Genomic DNA, 19,197 nt, shown 5'->3' with positions numbered 1-19,197 from the left:
GATGGCGGAATTGGATGAACAACGAAATCGCCTGACTGTAAAGATAGTCTTTTACGGACCGGCACTATCTGGAAAAACAACTAATCTAACGCGTCTGCATGATCTGCTCGCCCCTGAACTAATCGGTGACATGATGACGCTGGAGACTGAAGGTGATCGCACACTTTTCTTCGATCTTTTTCCATTCGGTTTTACCGCACCATCTGGTTTACTCATCAAGATGAAGGTTTTCACCGTGCCCGGACAGGTCGCGCATGACGGCACGCGCAAGGCTGTTCTATCGCGTGCCGACGGTGTCATCTTTGTCGCGGATTCGCAGCGGAATCAGGCAGAAAATAATGCAGCCTCGTTTGATAATCTGATAACAAATATCGGCAGAGTAGGGTTGGATATACAGACCTTGCCTTTGGTCGTGCAATTCAACAAACGAGATCTTCCTGACATTCTCGATGAGACAGAAATTAAGACGCGCTGGGCGGCCGCAACCTGGCCTCTGTTTTTTGCTTCTGCTATGGCGGGTGCCGGGGTGCTTGATACCTTTAATACCTTGCTTGGAAGCCTGTACGACAATATTGATGCGAAATTCTCGCTGGAACAAAACCACGGGCTTTCACGCGCCATGTATTTGCAAGCGATAAAAGGCGGATCATGATCAATCAATTTTTGCATTTTGATCGAGAGGTACCGCTGGCGCAGTCGCTCAAAATAGTTTCACTTGAACGATTGGAGAGCGCGCTTACCCAATCGATTGGCAACCGGTGGAATATTGTCGACACCGAAGGCGCATACATAATCGGGCCAGCTCCTAAATTGATTGCATCGCCCGACATGATTGCTGTCCCATTGCGCATGGATATAGAAATCGTCGGCCAATTAATGGCACAGGGCGCTTCACGGACACAGCTTGAAACAGCGTGCAAATGGCTGGAAATGGTACTGGCCGCTTCGTCACGCTATCGAATGGCAGCGGATTTGCATCTTGAAGCAATCCATTCGGATTTTGAAATGCTGCAACAAAAACATGAGGCGCTTCAGGAATCAGAGAGGCAGTACCGCGAGCTCTCCGCAGAACTCAATGAACGTGTGCAGTCACAAGTAGCAGCGATTGAAAAAGCGCAGCGTCAAGTTTATCAAGCTGAAAAAATGGCTTCGGTAGGCAGTTTGGCTGCTGGTATGGCGCATGAAATCAACAATCCTATCGGTTTTATCCGTAGCAATCTTTCTACCGCATCTGGTTATGTTGACCTGTTGGTCAATGCTATCAAGAATCCCGGTCGTGAAGGCAGTGCGGCGATTCTTGATGTCGATTTCGTTGTCAATGATTTCCCCGGTTTGCTAGCGGAATCGATCAGCGGAGCCAATCGCATCGCGCATATCGTGGCGAATCTGAAAGCATTCTCCAATATTGATTGCATGGATGATGGCCCTATCGACCTGAATGAAGTTATTCAGACTGTGGCCGCGGTCGTTGGCGATCAAATGCCTCCAACTATCTCGCTCAGTTTGGACTTGCAGCCGCTGGACCGCATCGCAGGAGACCGGGGCCAGATGAGTCAAATGTTGTTTTCAATACTTCAGAACGCTCAGCAGGCGCTGACTGAAAAGGGCGGCCAGATTCTTGTTTCAAGCAAAACAATCAATGCTGAAATCCGGATTGCGGTAAATGATGATGGCGTAGGTATTCAGTCTGACATTTTGAACCGAATTTTCGACCCGTTTTTCACTACTCGTGATGTGGGAAAAGGAACGGGTCTCGGTTTGACAGTAAGCCGTGATATAGCGCTCGCTCATGGAGGTCGCATCCAGGTTGAATCCGAAGAAGGTCGCGGTAGCACCTTCACGTTGATTTTTCCTTTATCAGACCAAATTAAAAGCGATACGCAGGAAGGACTCGTAACGTGAATTATGGACATCTTTTTACCGGCGAGCCTGCTTCACCGGGAAACACCGTCGCGCCAAAACCTCGATACAGGATTCTGCTGGTTGACGATGAAATCAATGTACTTTCTGCGCTCAGGCGTGTCTTTCATCAGGAAAATTACGAAGTAGTCTGCTGTGATTCTCCAGAAAGAGCATTGACCTTACTGGAGGGAGAATCTTTTCAGCTAGTCATCAGTGATTACATGATGCCAACGATGAATGGCGGCGATTTTCTGCAAAAGGTCAGGCTGATACAGCCTGACATGATTCGCATCATGTTGACTGGACATGCAGATGTCAATGCAGTGGTTGCTGCAATGAAAACCGGTGCCGTTTACAAATTTATTCTTAAACCCTGGAATGATGAAGATTTGCGTGTGACGGCTGCGTTGGGGATTGAACAATATGAGCTGAAACAGAAAAATCGCAGCTTACAGCGTGAGCTTCAAGACAAGGTGGTGAGGGAGAACGAGCAATTGCTGGAATTGGGCGCATCCAGTCGTGGCCAACTGGCGATCATGCTGCACAAGCATGGATTACTAAGTACCCAGCAAGTGCAGGAGCTTATGAGGCTTTTGCAGCAGACGCAACGGAAGGATGCGACGATCAAATTGATCGTTGAACGCGGCTGGGTTGCGGAGCGCGCCATCCATGATGTGCTGACGAGAGAGTTGTTGATTCAACAGGTGACGTTGAATGAGTTTTCAGTTGATTTGGCGGTCGCTGTGTTGGTGCCGGCCAATCTCTGTCGGCGGCATTTAATCCTTCCGCTCAAGGTGGAAGGCAAACGGCTGACACTCGCCATGGCCGATCCACTGGATGCAGGCTTGTTGAATGACTTGAGGTTTATTACCGGATTGGAACTGGTTCCGGTATTAGCGACAATGGCGGCCATCCAGAATAAGCTCGAAGAAATTCATCAATCGGATGACGCCTCTCTTGAGGATCTTGAGGCAAATTTCGAATCCTCAGATCCATACGAGGGTATCGAGATCGTTCTGGATGACGACGAACGCATGCAGCCTCTGGAAGATCTCCTGCAAGGATCTGACGAGCCACCTGCGATACGTTTGGTGAACTCTATTCTGTTAGAGGCGATTCGTCTCGGTGCATCGGATATTCATATCCAGCCTAGAGCAAAGAACGTCATGGTTCGCCTGCGTATCGACGGGGTTCTCGTGGATAAAATGCAGGTGCCGCACAGCATGCATCAATCACTCGTATCACGCATCAAGGTGATGGCTGAATTGGATATTTCTGAGCGCCGTCGCCCTCAGGATGGACGCCTTGCAGTCAAGACCTCTAGCAGGGCAGTTGATCTTCGTATATCCACTTTGCCTACGATCAATGGCGAAAAAATAGTGATGCGTATTCTCGATCGCAATTCCGCGGTCTTAAAAATGGATGCACTTGGATTCGGGCCGGAAAATCTTGCTCGCCTCCGGCACGCCAGCGATAAACCACAAGGAATTGTTTTAGCGACAGGCCCGACAGGAAGCGGTAAAACCACCACCTTGTATAGCCTGTTGCAAAGCAGTGCTACACCGGACAAGAATTACATCACGATCGAAGATCCGGTTGAATACTATCTGGATGCCGCAGGTCAAGTGCTTGTGCGGGAAAAAATCGGTCTGACTTTTCCGTTGATTCTTCGCGCCATCCTGAGACAGGATCCGGACGTATTACTGGTCGGCGAAATTCGTGATTTGGAAACGGCCGAGGTTGCTTTCCATGCGGCGCTTACAGGCCATCAGGTATTTTCAACGCTACATACCAATTCATCGATCGCCACTCTTTCCCGCTTGGCCGATTTGGGCATGAAGCCTTTTGTTATTGCCACGGCGATTGAGGCGATTATTGCGCAGCGCCTAGTGCGGCAGATATGTGATTGCTGCCGTGCTCCGATAGAACCTAATCCTGAAATATTACAACGACTTGGCGGCCGATTTTCGGGCGAAGCTATGCAAGCATATAAAGGCACAGGTTGTTCGGTATGCCATCAAACTGGGTACAAAGGACGTATTGGGTTATATGAAGTTCTGGTGCCAGATGACCACCTACGCCATCTGATCGCATCCAGCGCAGCCATTACTGAAGTGACACGATATGCCAGCGAACAGGGATTCACAACTTTGCGTGATGACGCCTATTGCAAGGTTCAGAGCGGTCTGACTAGCTTGGAGGAAGTATTCCGAGTGCTTGGACCGGAGTAAGAGGTCAATTAATAAGTAGCAGAATGTGCGGAGATAAGAACTGCACGTCATGATAATTAATAAATTTATTTAAAAATAGAACAGCCATGATTAACAGACAGATAGAAATAGAACTGGACGACGCACAACCGGGGATGACTTTGTCGGAACCCGTGCTCGATGTGAAGGATGTCGTTCTTTTGCCAGCTGGTACTACGCTGACGGAATCGACGCTTAAATCTCTGTCGCGTCGTGGGATTGATTCAATCATTGTGGTGAACGAAGCCATTTCTGAAGCCGATTTAAAATTCGAACGTGAACGTGTCGAAAAGAGAATGGCAGTCCTCTTCAGGAAATGCGCTACTGGCGGCATATCTGAAACATTATCGAAACAGATTTTGGCGTACCGATTGGGGGACACGCAATGAAATTAATCGCGGTTACCGACATTATCAAAAGTGTCAGGGATCTTCCTTCCTTGCCCATTATTGTCATGGAATTACTCACCAGTTTTGAGCAGCCAGATGCCAATCTGACTGTGCTGGCAGAAAAAGTCTCACATGACCAGGCATTGGCAGCAAAAACCCTGCGTCTTGCGAATTCCTCGTTTTACGGGTTGTCGCGCAAGGTGACGACCATCCAACAGGCAATCACCATTCTGGGATTCGACAGTATTCGGGCCCTCGTGGTTGCGGCAGGTGCGACGGAGAATTTTCGTTCCGTCAAGCATCCTACGTTCAACTTTGAAACGTTCTGGCGTCATTCTATTGGTGTCGCCGTTTGTTCGAAGCAACTGGCGCGCCTTGTCAACGAGAACCAGAACTACGCGTTTGTTTGCGGTTTGATGCATGACATTGGGAGGCTCGTGCTCGTCACCCGTTTTCCGTCGGAGTATGGCGCCGCGACAAAGTATCGCGATGCGCAAGATTGTCATATGCTCGAAGCAGAGAAGGAAGTTCTTGGCGTTGACCACGCGTTGGTTGGGAGACTGCTTGCCGAAAGCTGGAAATTCCCAGCCCTCATGCAAAAAGCGATCTCAAACCATCACGATCCTGAACCTTCTGATATGGGTGGAATGCCTAGTATCGTACACGCTGCGAATGCGATCGTGCACGGCTTGGATCTTACCAACAGCCAGAATGACCTTGTGCCCGAAATTTCTGAAGATGTTTGGAAAAGTTTGAATATTCGTGCTGTTGACTTGCGACGCCTATTCCGGGATACCGAGACCGATTTCGAAGAGGCGTGCCAGATTTTGGCAGCGTGATCAAACAGAGCTGGTTTAAAAGTACCGACGACGTTTCCGAAAATTCATGTATTTTTCTATTCAAAGATGATGAGCCGCGTCTACGATGCTTGAGCAAAAATCCGGAAAAACGGATTTTCTTTCTCTCTTAATTAAAAATTAAAATGACTACGTCACTATTTGAAAATTTCAATGAGGCTTTAAGTTCTGGTTCGGTGATCAATACCGGATACAGAGATATCCTGAACTCGCTTCCTGTTCCTATGTTTGTCAAAGACGTGAATCATCGATTTGTCTTTGTCAACAAGCTTGCCTGCACTTATTTTGATAAGCCCGCGTCTGAGATTATAGGAAAATCTGACGAGGATTTTTTTTCTGCCGAACAAAGTCGCCAGTTTTGGGAAATGGATGATCTCGTGTTTTCGACAGGAAAGGATAATGAGAACGAGGAAGTGGTTACAAGGGCAAATGGTGCGTCACATACACTGGTTACGCGAAAATCGCTTTTTGTAACGGATGAAGGAAAATATTTACTTGTTTCCATCAATGACATTACTACTTGGAAAAAAGTTGAGGTTGAATTACGCAGCCGGAATGCGGAACTCGTAGAACTAAATGCTAAATTTTCTGCAGCCCAAGAGCAATTGATACAGTCTGAGAAACTAGCCTCGATTGGCCAGCTTGCTGCTGGAGTGGCGCATGAAATCAATAATCCTATTGGCTATATTTTTTCAAATTTCGGAGCGCTGGAAACATACATTGCCAATCTGCTTGAAATGCTGGATGCCTACGAACGGACAGAATCACTCATGACTTCACCGGAAGCGCGCGCAAGCTTGGATGCTGTGCGCAAACGGGTTGAACTCGATTATGTGAAGGAGGACATGCCCATGCTTTTAAGTGAATCGAAGGAGGGCATTGTGCGAGTGCGGAAAATTGTGCAGGACCTGAAGGATTTCTCGCACGTCGATGTGACTCAGGAATGGCAATGGGCCGATCTTCACCATGGAATAGATTCGACGCTCAATATTGTCGCTAACGAAGTGAAGTACAAAGCGGACGTCATCAAGGAATACGGTGACATTCCGGAGGTGGAGTGTCTTCCTTCTCAAATTAATCAGGTGGTGATGAATCTGGTCGTTAATGCGGCTCATGCGATCAGTGGAGAGCAGCGAGGGAAAATTACAATTCGTACAGGCGTCAGGAACGATAACGTATGGATTGAAATTCAGGATACCGGTTCAGGAATTCCCAAGGAAGTTTTGCCGCGCATTTTCGATCCGTTTTTTACCACTAAGCCAGTAGGCAGTGGAACCGGCCTTGGATTGTCGCTTTCCTACGGCATCATTCAAAAGCACCAAGGGCAAATGGAGGTAGAAAGTGAGTTCGGTTCAGGCACATGCTTCCGTATTTCACTGCCAGTTCAGCAAGCTACTGTAAGAGAAGTGGCGAAGTGATGGGAACAACTTTTTCAGATCATATTTCCGCGAGTGACGAAACTCGTTCGCCGGTCATTTTGTTTGTTGATGACGAACCGAACATCCTTTCTTCATTGCGTCGCCTGTTTCGATCAGAGGGATACCAAACTCTCATTGCGGAAAGCGGGCATGCTGGTTTGAATATACTTGAAACAGAGTCTGTCGATCTCGTCATCTCCGATATGCGCATGCCGGAGATGGATGGAGCCCATTTTCTGGAAGCTGTTCGATTGAAATGGCCAGACACAATGCGCCTGCTATTAACTGGCTATGCCGATGTTTCATCCATCATGCAAGCGATTAATCGCGGTGAGATTTATCGTTATATTACAAAGCCGTGGGATGAAAATGAAATTCTACTGATCGTACGTCAAGCATTAGAGCGCAAAGCTTTGGAGCAGGAAAGGCGACGACTAGAAGAACTTACACGTGCACAAAACGAAGAGCTGAACGCTCTCAATGCCAGCCTTGAGAAAAAGGTTGAAGTGCGCACCATAGAATTGAAAAAGGCGCACGATGGCTTGCTTGTCTCCAATGAAAAGCTTCGGGTGAATTTTTTGACATCGATCAAGATGTTCTCAAATCTTATTGAAGTCCGAGGTAAGAGGCTCGCGGGCCATTCACTTAGAGTGGCAGACCTCGCCAATAGCATTGCCAAAAAGATGGATTTGGATGCGATTGAAATTCAACAAGTGTTTGTCGCTGGCTTGCTCCACAACATCGGAAAAATAGGTTTTACAGACGAATTGCTTGCCATGCCGGTTTCGCTCATGAATGGGCAGGATCTTGCCCTGTATCGAAAGTATCCGGTACGCGGTGAACAGTTGCTTATGCCTCTTGAGGATTTACGTGGTGCGGCGCGGATCGTGCGATCACATCAGGAGCGTTTCGATGGTGCCGGATTTCCCGATCAATTGACCGGCTTTAATATTCCATTGGGGGCGCGTATTGTCGCTCTTGCTTCCGATTTTCACAATTTACAAATAGGAACGCTTTCCCAACGCTCTTTGCGTTCTGAAGAAGCGGTTTCAGTAATTTTGGAAAGCCGGGGCAAGCGTTATGATCCTGAGGTCGTGAATGCCTTTAGAAGCATTACCAAGAACGACATACCTGTTGATGAAGTACAGGCAATCTCCCTACAGGCAAAAAATCTGAAGCCGGGAATGATCATTGCACGCGACCTGATAACCAGTGATGGTTTTCTCCTTCTTTCCGCAGGCCATGTCCTTAACGAACGTTTGATACGGCAAATTTTAGAATTTGAGAATTCGGCAGGAATCATGACGATTTATGTGCGAGCAGAAGGAGCAGGAACATGAGGCGAGTATTGGTACTGGATGACGAAATCAATGTACTGCATGCCCTTCAACGCACGTTGCGCCAAATTTTTCCGGATAAGGATTTCCGAATAGAGATTTTTTCCGATCCGGAACAGGCCTTGTTGCGAGTCGGAGAGGTGTCCTTCGATATTATCGTGTCCGATTATTGGATGCCGGGTATCAACGGGATCGATTTTCTCAAAACAGTTAAGTCGATACAGCCAGATGCGGTACGTTTGATTCTCAGTGCGTCAACGGAATTTTCTACGGTGATGGAAGCAATCAATCAGGCAGAGATATTCAGATTTATTTCTAAACCATGGTCTCAGGAAGAGTTAAAAAAAATCTTTCTGTTGGCTATAGAGCGCAGAGGTAAAGCGCTTGAAGAACGGCAGCTTGCAGATGAATTAAGAATGAAACGTGGTGAATTGGAACCACAAGAGCTGGAGGCGCGGCGACTCGAAGAGCAGGAACCTGGGATTACGAAAGTCAACTGGGGAGCGGATGGTTCTGTATATCTGCACGGTGATACGGACTAACGTCGTAAGGTCGAAATGCAATTGAAGCACCGACTTTATGTTTTTGAACCCAAGATCACGGTGCGCGGCACGATTTTTACCATGTTATCGACATATGGCTCAAACGTTCCTGATTCCAAATGCTACCGTTGTTTTCGAGCTTGCATGTGAGTAATTTTTTATTGAATTGCTCAGATTTCCTCAGAAACTTGCCGCGGGAAAACTTTATCATGAAGCGATCTAGGTCCCCTCTGAAAGTAATCCGTGAATTTGCTCTTATCAAAAGCCGTACTACCACTGGGACTGGTAGCTTGCGGTGTCGTTATTGCCCAAACACCTCCGAACGCCGGCTCTCTGAACCAACAGATTGAAAGGGCACAAACCCCTGCTGCACCTGCCAAAGCTAATCCAGAAATCAGTATCGAGCAGGGCGCAGCACCTTTCGCTGTGGCTTCCGACACCCAGAAAATTCTAGTCCGCAGCTTGCGAGTTACGGGTGCCCAGGTGTACACCGAAGCTACGCTTGTGGAGGTGACGGGCTTCAGCGAAAGCCGCGAATTGTCGCTAAATGAACTGAGAGGTATGGCGTCGAAGATTGCCCGCTATTACCGGCAGCACGGTTATTTGCTGGCGCAGGCATACCTTCCAGCGCAAGACATAAATAATGGCGTCGTAACCATCGCGGTGCTGGAAGGCCAATACGAAAAGATTAGTTTACGTAACAGCAGCAACCTTTCCGACAGTCTGGCGCACAGTTTGCTGAACGACCTGAACAGCCGCGATGCGGTCTCAATTGCCCCGCTTGAAACGAGTCTTCTACTCTTGTCTGACCTCCCAGGTGTGAACGTGAAATCGACGCTGGTACCGGGTGCGTCGGTCGGCGCGTCTGACCTCATTGTGGATATCACTCCAGGTCAGCGCGTCACGGGAAACGTCAATGTCGACAACGCCGGTAATCGCTATACCGGTACCAATCGCGCAGGCGCTACCGTTAACATTAATAACCCTACTGGACATGGCGACATCGCTACATTGCAGGTGCTGAGTTCCGGCTCAGGGCTGAACTATGCACGTGCTTCCTATCAGGCGCAGATTGGTCGCGCCCAGGCAGGCGTCGCCTATGCCAGCATGCGCTACCGTCTGGGGCGAGAATTTGAGAGCTTGCAGGCAAACGGCTCTGCGCAGATCGCCAGCGTCTTCGGCAGCGTGCCGCTGATCCGGTCACGCAGCAACAATCTGTATGCAGTGATCAATTTCGATGACAAGACTTTCCAGGACAACGTGGATTCCACTGCGACGCGTGCAGACAAAAAAGCGCAGACCGTGATGGCCAGCCTGATCGGCGATCGTCGCGATGGTTTCGGTGGCGGTGGATTGAGCACTTATGCACTCACTTGGACCTCTGGCGAAATCGACATCAAGAGTGCAGCAGCACTGGCGAACGATGCCTCGACTGTGCAAAGCAACGGACACTTTGACAAACTCGGATTCAATGCGATGCGGCTACAAAGCGTGACGGACACCGTCTCGCTGTATGCCGCAATCAACGGACAGCTGGCCGCTAAAAATCTGGATACGTCGGAGAAAATGGAGCTCGGTGGTGCGTATGGCGTGCGCGCCTATCCAGCAGGCGAAGCGTATGCAGACCAGGGCTACGTACTTAATCTTGAGGCTAGGGTGCTGTTACCGCGTTTGTCCGAACGGCAGTGGGGGCAAATGCAGTTGATTGGCTTCGTCGATACTGGTACCGCAATGCTGAATAAAAATCCATGGGCCAGTGGCGAGAACCGCCGCACTTTGAGCGGCGTTGGGGTCGGTATTAATTGGGCGGACAACGACAATTTCGTGGTGAAAGCATATTACGCCCGCAAGCTGGGCAACGAGACAGCCACGTCGGCACCGGACGAAAGCGGGCGCTTCTGGCTACAGGCCGCAAAATATTTTTGAGCGCAGTGCAGGGCAACGACCGAAACGTAAATTGACTTTAATCAGTCTTCAAGAACAACTGAAAGCCCATCATGAACCACATTTACCGCTCAATCTGGAATAGCAAAACAGGCATATTCACGGCAGTTTCCGAGAACACTAAAACTGGGGGCAAGCAAGCGTGCTCAGGAAAAAGTGTCGTAAGCGGCGGCTTTGCATTGAAAGCGCTGGCGACCTCGTTGCTGATCGCATTCGGCTCGACTAGTTACGCTATGCCGGTCGGTGGCGTGGTGGCCGCCGGCAGTGCCAGCGTCACCAACGGCAATGGCAGCATGACCGTCAACCAGACTAGTCAGAACGTGGTGCTCAACTGGCAGAGCTTCAACATTGGTGCGACAGAAGCGGTGCGCTTTGTACAGCCCAACAGCAGCTCAGTCGCGCTCAACCGTGTGATCGGTGCTGATCCGTCCAGCATCCTCGGTAGTCTGACGGCCAACGGCAAGGTGTTTCTGGTTAATCCTAATGGCATCCTGTTTGGTAAAAGTGCATCGGTCAATGTCGGTGGTTTGGTTGCATCGACGCTGAATATTTCCGATAGCGACTTCATGGCAGGAAATTACAAGTTTGCCGGCACGGGTGGCAGCGTCCTCAATCAAGGCAGTATCAATGCCGATGGCGGCTATGTCGCGCTGCTGGGAGCGAATGTTTCCAATGAAGGCATCATCAATGCAAGGCTGGGCAGCGTCGTACTTGCTGCCGGCAATGCAATCACGCTCGATATCGTCGGGGATGGCTTGCTCAATGTCGCGATAAATGAAGGTGCGTTAAATGCGCTGGTCAGTAACGGCGGCATGATTCAAGCCGATGGCGGCCAAGTGCTGATGACCGCGCAAGCGGCCGGTAATCTACTGCAGACCGCGGTCAACAATACTGGCGTGATCCAGGCGCAAACTATTGAAAACCATAACGGCATCATCAAATTGTTGGGTGACATGCAAAGCGGTACCGTCAGCGTCGGCGGCAAGCTGGATGCTAGTGCGCCGAATGGCGGCAACGGCGGGTTTATCGAAACCTCGGCCGCGCATGTCAAGGTCAGCGACGGCGCGCGCATCACGACTGCGGCACCACAAGGCTTGACCGGCAGTTGGCTGATCGATCCAAGCGATTACACGATTGCCGCGACAGGCGGCGACATCACCGGCGCGCAGTTGTCCACCAATCTGGGCAGCACTGATGTCATCATTCAAAGCATCTCTGTTGGCAGCGGCAACGGGGATGTCAACGTCAACGACACCGTCACCTGGTCGGCAAACAAGTTGACGTTAAACGCGCAAAACAATATCAACATTAACACCGAGATGAATGCGTCCGGCACTGCCAGCCTGGCGCTGGAGTACGGACAAGCCGCAGTGGCTGCTGGCAACACCAGCACGGTCAATGTCAACGCACCGATCAATCTACCAGCGGGTAACAACTTCAGCACCAAGCTGGGTAGTGATGGCAGCACTGTCAATTACATGGTCATCACAGACCTGGGCGCGGCCGGGGATGCAGGTGGCGTTAGCCTGCAAGGCATTAAGGGCAACCTTGCCGGAAACTACGTATTGGGAGCCGATATTGATGCCAGTTCTACCAGTGGCTGGAATAGCGGCGCCGGTTTCGATCCGGTGGGCAAGCCAGCAGTTGACCCCGACTTTGGCGACCCCTTCGGCGTCGCCGTTCCGGCCACACCTTTTACTGGCACGTTCGACGGACTGGGTCATACCATCAGCAGCCTGACCATCAATCGCCCAAGCGAGGACGGCGTCGGCCTGTTTGGGCAGGTGAACGGTGCCAAGCTGCGCAATATCGGCCTGCTTGGCGGCAGTGTTACGGGCAATAGCCGCGTCGGCAGCTTGGTGGGGGATAGCCAGAACAGCACAATCCGCCAAATCTATGCCACCGGTGCAATTAACGGGAGGGAGGCCGTTGGCGGCTTGGTGGGGAATAGCCAAAACAGCACGATCCGCCAAGCCTATACCACCGGTGCAGTCAACGCCAGCGGCGCCGGAGTAGGCGGGCTGGTGGGGCAAAACATCAGCACACCAATCAGCCAAGCCTATACTACCGGCACGGTCCACGGCGGCAATTACGTCGGCGGTCTGCTCGGATATAACCTGAGCGGCAGCACGATCACCGAGGCCTATGCCACCGGCGCGGTTACTGGCAACACTACCGGTGGCCTGATCGGATCAAACGCCAGTGGGGGCACGATCACCGCCGGTTATTGGGACAGCTACAGCACCGGTCAAACTGCCGGTGCCGGATATGGCTCCGTTGCTGGCATGACAGGGTTGAACACCTCACAGATGAAAACTGCTTCGGCTTTTTCCGGGCTTGATTTCATCAACACCTGGGTGATCTACGATACCTACACGAAGCCATTGCTGCGTTCGTTCATGACTGCGCTAACTGTTACAGCGAATAGCGCAAGCAAAACTTATGACGGTGTGGCTTACAGTGGCGGCAATGGCGTGAGCTATTCCAGTACTATTAATGGCAACCTTCTTGGCACGCTCAGCTATGGCGGAAATTCGCAAGGCTCGGTAAATGAAGGAAGCTACGTCGTCACGCCCGGCGGCCTGTACTCGACCAATCAGCAAGGTGGCTATGCGATCACTTTCGTTAACGGCACATTGACGATCAATCCGCCAGCCGCCAACGATAACTCTGCTGCCCCTACAGGCACCTCTCTTGAAAACGGCGGTAACAGCACAAAGGTTCAAAACGCGATAGCGAATGCTCGTTCGATGAATTTTGCAAATTCAAATGGAAACAATATTGCAAGTTCGCTTGTTTCATTTGGACTGGGCGTGCCCAATGTGTCCATGGCGCCTGCGGGCACTTCCGTAGACAGCATGCTGGCCGGACTGAATATCACCGTCAAAGACCAAGGTGTCAATTTACCCTTTGGCGAACAGAACGAATACAAAAAAGATATTGCAGATTAACGTGGAAGATAGGGGCTCCTGATCTATCCGCGTAAGTAGATCAGTTGGGGGGAGTCTGAAAACTGTATCTACTTCCTAAATTGGTGCCTATCCCGGAATACGACGACACGTTAAGCCAACGCCTATGTTGCTCGAAGTTAATTAGCCTGATATATCCTAGCTAAATATCTTCCCGGGATTGTTGACGGGATCAATGATTCGAATATTTTGATCGAACGACATCGGGCGTGTCGAAATTTCCGGAATAAACATTCCTCTTTCACGTGATGAAAAAATCTCCCGTGCATAGTTTTTCATCACACTAATTTGCGGGACGTATACCGCACGTAACATTCAAGTTCAGGCAGTACCACTTAGACTGCTTGGTTTGTAGAATGCTGCGAGGGCACGGCAGATTCGGATTGTAATCTTGCCCCGTGCCTGCACCGTTAAAATCTAAGACTAAAAATAAACATTAGATGCCTGAAGTTGTTGGTACTTCTCAATTTGAATTTGACATGAACAATGTCTGGTGAATGCGCAAGCCGAAATCCCCTCATTTCAATTATTTCTGAACAGACAGTGTTGTAACGGTCGAGATTCCATCTATATTCTCGACATTAAATTTCACCTTGTCACCCACTTTTACACCGGCAAGCAGGCCTTTGTCTTTCACTTTAAATGGCATAGTCATCGGCCCCATCTCTACCGTCGTACTCTTGATACGTCCATGCTTCAACGTAATGCTTTTGTTTTCTTTGTCGATGGCTCTAACTTCACCATCCGATAAAGCTGTTGCACTTGCTGGTTTAGATGGCATGTTATCCATCTTCATACCTGTCATGTCCATACCTTTGCTGCTTTGGTCAGCGTAAGCAGTCATAGTCAGCAGAGAGAACCCACAGACGGCCATTAGATTTAAAAGCGACTTTTTCATTTGATACTCCTTAGTAGTTAATTGATTTATTTCGAACTGCCAAACGTAATTTGCGTTCTTGAAGCAAACGCCATGCTGCTGGAATCACAAACAGCGACAACAACGGCGCGGTAATCATGCCTCCCACCATCGGTGCGGCAATCCGCTGCATTACTTCAGAGCCGGCACCGCTGCCGAACATAATTGGTATAAGTCCTCCCAAAATAACAGCTACTGTCATGGCTTTTGGGCGCACTCGCAATACAGCTCCTTCTCGTATCGCTTCTACAATAAGCTCCTTGGTCAACGGCAGTCCGGCCTGCAAACGCTGATTCAATGAATTGCGAAGATACACCAGCATCACGACGCCGAACTCGGCTGCCAATCCTGCCAGTGCAATGAACCCGACCGCAGTGGCGACCGAAACGGCATGCCCGAGCAACCACACAAACCAGAAGCCGCCGATAAGTGCAAAGGGCACAGTCAACATGAGCAGGAATGCTTCCGAGATTGAGCGAAACGCCAAGTACAACAGGATGAGGATGACGGCCAGCGTGAGCGGAATCACGATTTGCAACTTGGCAACGGCTCGCTCCAGGTATTCAAACTGCCCGGACCAGCCTATTGAATATCCAGACGGGAGCTTTACGTCTTTTGCCACTGCCGCCTGCATTGCTTTTACGGCTGAGTGCAAGTCGGTTCCACGTACATCGACATAGACCCAGCCAGAAAGCCGTGCGTTCTCGCTGCGTATCATCGGTGGCCCATCAGTTACTTTGATGGTCGTAATATCGCCCAGCCTTACTTGTGCTCCTCGCTCTGTGACGATAGGAAAGTCACGCAGTGTCTGCACAGAGTTACGGTAATCCTGCGGATAGCGAACATTGATGGGAAAGCGTTGGCGTCCATCTACAACTTCACCAATGTTTTCACCGCCAATCGCAGACGATATAACTGATTGCACGTCCGTCACTGCAAGGCCATATCGCGCTGCTCGTGCGCGGTCAATATCGATATCGATATAGCGTCCGCCAGCTACGCGCTCGGCCAATGCAGAAGTTACTCCCGGCACTTTTTTGACGATAGCTTCGATTTGCGTCGCGATTTTGTCGATTTGTCCGAGGTCTGCACCGGATATCTTGACTCCAACCGGAGTTTTGATACCGGTTGAAAGCATATCGATACGATTACGGATAGGCGGCACCCAAACATTCGATAGTCCCGGAACCCTGACGACCCGGTCCAACTCTTCAATGAGCTTTGCAGGTGTCATGCCGGCACGCCATTGGTCTTTCGGTTTGAACTGAATAGTGGTTTCAAACATTTCCAAAGGCGCAGGATCGGTTGCTGATTCTGCGCGACCCGCCTTGCCAAATACCGTATCGACTTCAGGCACGGTTTTGATGAGACGGTCGGTCTGCTGCAGCAATTCACTGGCTTTGGATGCGGACAATCCGGGCAATGCGGAAGGCATGTATAGCAAGTCACCTTCGTCCAGAGGTGGTAAAAATTCGCCACCAAGTTTGGATAGAGGAATCACTGTCAGGGCAAGAGCAAAAAACGCAATCGCAATCGTCCATTTCGGATGCACCAGACTTGCGTTCAACCAAGGCCGGTACGCCCGTATCAGTATGCGATTAATCGGATTCGATGCCTCACTTGGAATACGTCCGCGAATCATGTATCCCATCAATACAGGAATCAGGGTAATCGCCAGTCCTGCTGCGGCCGCCAGGGCATAGGTTTTTGTATAGGCTAGCGGTGCAAACAATTTGCCTTCTTGCGCTTCCAATGCGAAAACGGGAATGAAGGACAAGGTAACGATGAGCAACGAGAAAAACAAGGCGGGGCCAACTTCAATGGCCGACTCTGCAATCAAGTCCCAACGCTCACGCGTACCGATTTCCTGATTTGGATGCGTGTGGGAATAGGCTTCCAGATGCTTGTGCGCATTTTCAATCATGACGATCGCCGCATCGACCATCGCACCCACGGCAATCGCGATGCCGCCCAAGGACATTAGATTAGCGTTAACGCCTTGATAGCGCATCACGATGAAAGCAGCGAGCACGCCCAAGGGTAGCGAGATGATGGCAACCAACGCGCTGCGTAAATGAAATAGAAAAATCGCGCAGACCAGTGCCACCACGACAAACTCTTCAATCAGCTTGTCACGGAGGTTGGTCACTGCCGCCGTAATCAATTTGGAGCGGTCGTAGGTCGTGACGATTTCCACACCTTTGGGAAGCGAGCTTTGCAAAGTAGCGAGTTTCGCCTTAACTGCCTCTATGGTTTCCAGCGCATTCTTGCCGGAGCGCATGACAACAACGCCACCAGCGACTTCTCCTTCCCCATTCAACTCAGCAATGCCGCGACGCATTTCGGGGCCTATACGTATCGTCGCTACATCCCCGAGCAATACCGGCGTGCCTGCATCATTTGCGTTTAGTAGAACATTGCGGAAGTCTTCCAGTGAACGCAAATACCCGTGCGAACGCACCATATATTCGGTCTCGGCCATCTCAACCACCGACCCACCGGACTCCTGATTTGCTTTCGCCAATGCATCCAGCACCTTTGCATGAGAGATGCCGAATGCACGCAACTTGTCTGGGTCGAGGACGACTTGATACTGCTTCACCATGCCACCGATGCTGGCGACTTCTGCGACGTCTGGAACGGTTTTGAGCTCGAACTTCAAGAACCAGTCATTCAATGTTCGCAACTGACTGAGATCATTTTGTCCAGTGCGATCTACCAGTGCATATTCAAATATCCAACCCACACCCGTTCCGTCCGGCCCAAGCTCGGCGCGCACACCTTGAGGCAAACGGCTTTGCACCTGGCTGATGTATTCCAACACTCTTGAGCGAGCCCAGTATTGGTCCGTGGCATCGTCAAACAGAACATAAACAAACGAGTCGCCAAAGAAGGAATAACCGCGAACGGTCTTCGCACCCGGGACGGCCAGCAGTGCCGTGGTCAGTGGGTAAGTGACTTGGTCCTCAACTATCTGCGGCGCCTTGCCGGGATACTGGGCGCGGATGATGACCTGCGTATCAGACAGGTCTGGCAATGCGTCCAAAGGTGTTTTGTTTAATGACCATAGACCCCATCCTGCTATAACGACCGCAGCAAGCAGCACCCAGAATCGGTTGGCAATGGACCAGCGAATAATTTGCGCAATCATTGCTTGCCGCCCACCGGGGTGACGCTTTCGAGCAGGTAGCCGTCGTCATTTTCCTTGAATGAAAACTCAACTTCCTGTCCTGCTTTTATCTCGCCGAATAACTCAGGACGCGACTTGTTAAAGTCCATCGTCATCGCACCCCATTCAAGTTCCGGAATCGGCTTGTGCGAAAGGGTCAATGCTTTGGGCGTTATTGTCTCTACGGTGCCTATGCCTCGATGAACAGGAGACGCTGCCGGCTGCATTGCCTGACTTTTTCCAGCAAACTTGGGTAACACTGACTTCAGGCTTGCTTCCGAATCAATAAGAAATTGCCCTGAGGCGACCACTTTCTGACCTTCACTTAATCCACTCAAAATCTCGGTATCGTTTCCTGTATCCCGGCCAGTCGTCACAACCACCGGTTGCATGCTGTTGTTTTCGCCAGCGACCAGAACGACGGATTGTTTGCCGCTTGCAATCACGGCTTCACTCGGAACCAGAAGGCGCGAAACTGGCTTCTCGGCATCCAGGCGGACGCGCATGAGCATGCCTGGCGTGAGGCTGCCATCACGGTTATCCAGCTCCAAACGAGCCTGCAAGGTCCGTGTGGCAGTACTGATACCCGGCAGGATTTCGCGAACCTTGCCACTGTATTTTCTATTCGCATCACCGGAGAACGTGGCCTCCACCGTCATGCCGGAGTGGACTGAATTACTCAGTGTTTCGGGCACTTCTGCTACCAGCCACACCTTGTTCAAACCGGAGACTTTTGCAATCGTCATGCCGGGAGTTACCATCGCGCCATCGCGTACGGACAACTCGGTGATGACGCCAGCAACTGGGGAACTCAGCGTGTAATACTTTTGCGATTGCCCTGTACGGTCCGCTTGATTTATCAATCCGTCAGGGATGGACATCGCTCGCATTCTTTGTCTAGCAGCGGATGCCAGTTCAATATTGCCACTACGCTTTAGTGCCAGATATTCCTCTTGTGGAGCAATCCAGTCAGGTACAAAAATAGAAGCAATTGCTTCGCCGCGCTTGATGCGCTGCATGGGTGAACGGGCATACAGTTTGTCTATATATCCCGTCACACGGCTTTGCACGACTTCCGATGCACTCTCATCAAACTGCGTTGTGCCGATCATTTCAAATGCATCTCGTACATCTTCGAGTCTTACGGTTGCAAATCGGATGCCGAGATTCTGTTGCAGTGTGGGGTTAATTTTTACGCCGCCATCTGCTGAAGCTTCATCCGCATAAACCGGGACCAACTGCATATCCATGAAAGGACTTTTACCCGGCTTGTCGAACTTATTTCCCGGAACCATAGGGTCGTGCCAATACAGGACTTTGCGCCCCGTCTTCGCGTCAACTTTCTCAGTTGCTGTGCCAGATGTAGCGTCATCCATATTTCTTTGCGTGCCGAACCAATACCCGACAAACACGAGACCTGCACCTGCTAATACCAAGACTATCGCTTTCAATGCGAATTTCGATTTCATTTCATTTCTCCTGCAGATGCCATGTCATGTGGAAGC

The 19,197-nt window shown here is 50.4% G+C and carries 13 protein-coding genes; 10 read left to right on the top strand and 3 right to left on the bottom strand.

Annotated elements, in window-relative coordinates:
• The first annotated feature begins 1 nt into the window (after position 1).
• The 10 genes from Hfont_RS14770 (at position 2) to Hfont_RS14725 (ending at position 13,589) form a co-directional block, all read left to right on the top strand.
• Positions 2-652, top strand: coding sequence for a GTP-binding protein (locus Hfont_RS14770; RefSeq protein WP_112993200.1), 651 nt, complete (start codon positions 2-4; stop codon positions 650-652).
• The gene (locus Hfont_RS14765; protein WP_112993199.1) at positions 649-1,902 is read left to right on the top strand and encodes a sensor histidine kinase; all 1,254 of its coding nucleotides are present in this window, start codon (positions 649-651) and stop codon (positions 1,900-1,902) included. The genes Hfont_RS14770 and Hfont_RS14765 overlap by 4 nt, the downstream gene beginning before the upstream one ends.
• Positions 1,899-4,133, top strand: coding sequence for an ATPase, T2SS/T4P/T4SS family (locus Hfont_RS14760; RefSeq protein ID WP_112993198.1), 2,235 nt, complete (start codon positions 1,899-1,901; stop codon positions 4,131-4,133). Before Hfont_RS14765 ends, Hfont_RS14760 begins: the two co-directional genes overlap by 4 nt.
• Positions 4,134-4,219: 86 nt before the next feature.
• Positions 4,220-4,540, top strand: a complete 321-nt coding sequence (locus Hfont_RS14755; RefSeq protein ID WP_112993197.1) for a hypothetical protein — start codon at positions 4,220-4,222, stop codon at positions 4,538-4,540.
• The gene (locus Hfont_RS14750) at positions 4,537-5,379 is read left to right on the top strand and encodes an HDOD domain-containing protein (protein ID WP_112993196.1); all 843 of its coding nucleotides are present in this window, start codon (positions 4,537-4,539) and stop codon (positions 5,377-5,379) included. The genes Hfont_RS14755 and Hfont_RS14750 overlap by 4 nt, the downstream gene beginning before the upstream one ends.
• 143 nt (positions 5,380-5,522) lie before the next feature.
• Complete coding sequence (locus Hfont_RS14745) at positions 5,523-6,815, top strand: ATP-binding protein (RefSeq protein WP_112993195.1); 1,293 nt, start codon at positions 5,523-5,525, stop codon at positions 6,813-6,815.
• Entirely contained in the window at positions 6,815-8,155 is a 1,341-nt protein-coding gene (nosR, locus tag Hfont_RS14740) for a response regulator c-di-GMP phosphodiesterase, NosR family (protein WP_112993194.1), read from the top strand. The genes Hfont_RS14745 and nosR overlap by 1 nt, the downstream gene beginning before the upstream one ends.
• A complete protein-coding gene (locus tag Hfont_RS14735) occupies positions 8,152-8,694 on the top strand; it encodes a response regulator (RefSeq protein ID WP_112993193.1) in 543 nt (180 codons plus the stop codon). The genes nosR and Hfont_RS14735 overlap by 4 nt, the downstream gene beginning before the upstream one ends.
• A gap of 243 nt (positions 8,695-8,937) precedes the next feature.
• Positions 8,938-10,620, top strand: coding sequence for a ShlB/FhaC/HecB family hemolysin secretion/activation protein (locus Hfont_RS14730; protein ID WP_112993192.1), 1,683 nt, complete (start codon positions 8,938-8,940; stop codon positions 10,618-10,620).
• A 71-nt stretch (positions 10,621-10,691) separates the two neighbouring features.
• Positions 10,692-13,589, top strand: a complete 2,898-nt coding sequence (locus Hfont_RS14725) for a two-partner secretion domain-containing protein (protein ID WP_112993191.1) — start codon at positions 10,692-10,694, stop codon at positions 13,587-13,589.
• A 544-nt stretch (positions 13,590-14,133) separates the two neighbouring features.
• Here the strand turns inward: Hfont_RS14725 and Hfont_RS14720 are convergent.
• The 3 genes from Hfont_RS14720 to Hfont_RS14710 are packed head-to-tail and all read right to left on the bottom strand — an operon-like array spanning position 14,134 to position 19,161.
• The gene (locus tag Hfont_RS14720; RefSeq protein ID WP_112993190.1) at positions 14,134-14,505 is read right to left on the bottom strand and encodes a copper-binding protein; all 372 of its coding nucleotides are present in this window, start codon (positions 14,503-14,505) and stop codon (positions 14,134-14,136) included.
• 10 nt (positions 14,506-14,515) lie between these two features.
• Positions 14,516-17,674, bottom strand: a complete 3,159-nt coding sequence (locus Hfont_RS14715) for an efflux RND transporter permease subunit (RefSeq protein ID WP_112993189.1) — start codon at positions 17,672-17,674, stop codon at positions 14,516-14,518.
• Positions 17,671-19,161, bottom strand: coding sequence for an efflux RND transporter periplasmic adaptor subunit (locus Hfont_RS14710; RefSeq protein ID WP_112993188.1), 1,491 nt, complete (start codon positions 19,159-19,161; stop codon positions 17,671-17,673). Before Hfont_RS14710 ends, Hfont_RS14715 begins: the two co-directional genes overlap by 4 nt.
• Between the last annotated feature and the right edge of the window lie 36 nt (positions 19,162-19,197).

It is taken from the genome of Herminiimonas fonticola, assembly GCF_003293745.1.
GTDB lineage: Bacteria > Pseudomonadota > Gammaproteobacteria > Burkholderiales > Burkholderiaceae_D > Oxalicibacterium > Oxalicibacterium fonticola.
The sequence above is the reverse complement of the archived record's forward strand: the minus strand, read 5'-3'. Positions and strand labels throughout refer to the sequence as shown.

Coding starts and splice junctions, on each gene's coding strand:
- Hfont_RS14720 (WP_112993190.1), bottom strand. CDS start 14,505: ATGAAAAAGTCGCTTTTAAATCTAATGGCCGTCTGTGGGTTCTCTCTG.
- Hfont_RS14765 (WP_112993199.1), top strand. CDS start 649: ATGATCAATCAATTTTTGCATTTTGATCGAGAGGTACCGCTGGCGCAG.
- nosR (WP_112993194.1), top strand. CDS start 6,815: ATGGGAACAACTTTTTCAGATCATATTTCCGCGAGTGACGAAACTCGT.
- Hfont_RS14750 (WP_112993196.1), top strand. CDS start 4,537: ATGAAATTAATCGCGGTTACCGACATTATCAAAAGTGTCAGGGATCTT.
- Hfont_RS14755 (WP_112993197.1), top strand. CDS start 4,220: ATGATTAACAGACAGATAGAAATAGAACTGGACGACGCACAACCGGGG.
- Hfont_RS14715 (WP_112993189.1), bottom strand. CDS start 17,674: ATGATTGCGCAAATTATTCGCTGGTCCATTGCCAACCGATTCTGGGTG.
- Hfont_RS14725 (WP_112993191.1), top strand. CDS start 10,692: ATGAACCACATTTACCGCTCAATCTGGAATAGCAAAACAGGCATATTC.
- Hfont_RS14770 (WP_112993200.1), top strand. CDS start 2: ATGGCGGAATTGGATGAACAACGAAATCGCCTGACTGTAAAGATAGTC.
- Hfont_RS14745 (WP_112993195.1), top strand. CDS start 5,523: ATGACTACGTCACTATTTGAAAATTTCAATGAGGCTTTAAGTTCTGGT.
- Hfont_RS14735 (WP_112993193.1), top strand. CDS start 8,152: ATGAGGCGAGTATTGGTACTGGATGACGAAATCAATGTACTGCATGCC.
- Hfont_RS14710 (WP_112993188.1), bottom strand. CDS start 19,161: ATGAAATCGAAATTCGCATTGAAAGCGATAGTCTTGGTATTAGCAGGT.